Here is a 2,080-nt window from a genome sequence, read left to right as displayed (position 1 = left end):
TGTTAAAACTTTTCGGACAGGCTCTTTTTTTATTTAATGTTTAAGTTGCGCTTTTTTGTCAAAAGGCTTTATAGTATTTTATACTTTTGAGTAGGTATAGAGTAGGAAAAATCTGGTGGCATATTTCTTGTGGGCTATGAAATGTATAGGTTGTGTGACCACACCAGTGAATTGGGGAGGGATAGGATACAAGTAACTCTCTTGAACGGAGATTTGAAAAGATTCATTAGTACATCTAAACAGTATAAAAATCAATAGATGTTATATACAATTAAACAAAAAACTAAAGGATATATAAAAATCCAGAAGAAACGTCTATTCAAATAGTTGAAGATACAAAAGGTAACTATTTTAGGATAGAAGATGCCAGTAATACAGACTACTTAACAGAAAAGATACTTCATTTGATAGAGTTAGCTATTGACTATAAAACAGGAATCTTTTTCTTTTTTTGAAATTATAAGGTAAGGGGTAATATTCCAGATGTGTTGTTAAAAAAGAGTTGTTACGTACTGTGATATAGAGAGAAACCTCATCTTTTTTAAATGGGTTCAATAAAAAAGTCTTTTTTTATTTTTCTGTTGGGTTGTTTTCCACACGAAAGGTGGTAGATAGTAGGTTGTATGTGAGGAGCGGCTATCCTCACTCTGCAATCTCCTTTAAAGAAAAGTTTATAATAACCTTTGTCATTGGTTTTAACGTCGTACTTTATAGTGTCAGGAGTGGTTTCTATATATTCAATAGAAAGTTTATAATTTTTTATAATATTCTTCTGTTTATCATATACTGTCCCCTCTATAGTTCTTCCGCAAGGGGCTTCATATACAAATAAATAATAACTATAGGCTGCTACTATCACAAGAAAAATGATACAGAAGAAGAAAGAAATCTTAATTATTTTATTGATTATATGATTCATAACTGATTGTAAAAGATGGTGCAATTGGTGCTTTTTTGAGTGATTTCCTGAGAGTAAAGAAAAGTGTGACTATTGGTTGAGTATATTGATATGCTTGCGCTATTCTCAAGAAATATTTTAAAATACCCCTTGTTGTTCGTTCTAATGGTGTAGGTTGTTTCACCTTCTTTATAGGATGTATTCTCTAACAGAAACTCACAATTCGTTATGGGATTATGTTTTTCATCATATACATATATTTCTATTGTTGCATCGCGAACATCCCTATCCATATAAAAGTAAACAAGAGTAAAACCCACTATAAAAAACATAGAGAGTAGATAGATAGCTATTTTAATTATGTTAATCAAGGTGTTTTTCATTTTTTCTTAATACCTAAATTCCTCCCAACCATATTGCCAATATTTAGGATTAGGACTAAAATCTCCATCTCCTAAATCAAAATCTCCAGAGCAGGGAATACGATATTCTCCCCAAGAGGCTATAGAGGCTTTTTTAGTTTTATAACTCGTCCAAGTGCCAAAAAATTGGTAGTTTCTTTCACCATCATCGTGGAAAGGAATATAATAAACGGGAGCTGCATTTACTTTTTTGAACCACATTACAATCATCTTTCCTTTAAAAACACCAGTAGCTGTAAGATTTTCGTCTTCTGTTAATTGGTATGAAAAAGTTGAAAAACCTTCTACTTCTCCCTTTTTAGGAAGAGGAGGATCATCGTCAGCTGGTTTGGTAAATTTGTAGTGAGAAAGTAAAGAGAAAGTTCCTTTGAAAGTCCGTTTGTTTTTGTTCATCACAGTGCTAAAACCTTCTACCTCATATACATCCTTGTTTTCTTCACTCTTTTTTATAGAGGTGAAAGTGATGCGCAACCTTTTATAATTAGCCCCTATAAACCCTAAAAAGTTGCTTTTTTCAGCATTTAATACTTTCTCCATATCAAGAGGAGCGGTATATTTTTTATAAGGGACATCATAAGTTGTTTCCTTTACAACATCCTCAAAAGTACAAGGTTGCGCATATATCGCGCTACATAGCAACACTAATGTATAACAAAACCATCTGTTTAGTAATTTCTTCATATTTTTCATTTTCTTTATTTTTCACTAAAAGATTTTAGATCAAATGAGGGTGTCCGAAAAGTTTTATTTATGTGGGCGT

The 2,080-nt window shown here is 31.9% G+C and carries 2 protein-coding genes; both read right to left on the bottom strand.

All coding sequences use genetic code 11. The features are described from left to right. Positions 1 to 541: 541 nt before the first annotated feature. A complete protein-coding gene (locus HMPREF9073_RS07690; RefSeq protein ID WP_009413277.1) occupies positions 542 to 919 on the bottom strand; it encodes a carboxypeptidase-like regulatory domain-containing protein in 378 nt (125 codons plus the stop codon). A 368-nt stretch (positions 920 to 1,287) separates the two neighbouring features. Further along, positions 1,288 to 2,001, bottom strand: a complete 714-nt coding sequence (locus HMPREF9073_RS07680; protein ID WP_232212915.1) for a hypothetical protein — start codon at positions 1,999 to 2,001, stop codon at positions 1,288 to 1,290. Positions 2,002 to 2,080 lie beyond the last annotated feature (79 nt).

Origin of the sequence: Capnocytophaga sp. oral taxon 326 str. F0382 (genome assembly GCF_000318295.1) — a bacterium.
Taxonomy (GTDB): domain Bacteria; phylum Bacteroidota; class Bacteroidia; order Flavobacteriales; family Flavobacteriaceae; genus Capnocytophaga; species Capnocytophaga periodontitidis.
This window is presented reverse-complemented; position numbering and strand designations above follow the sequence as displayed.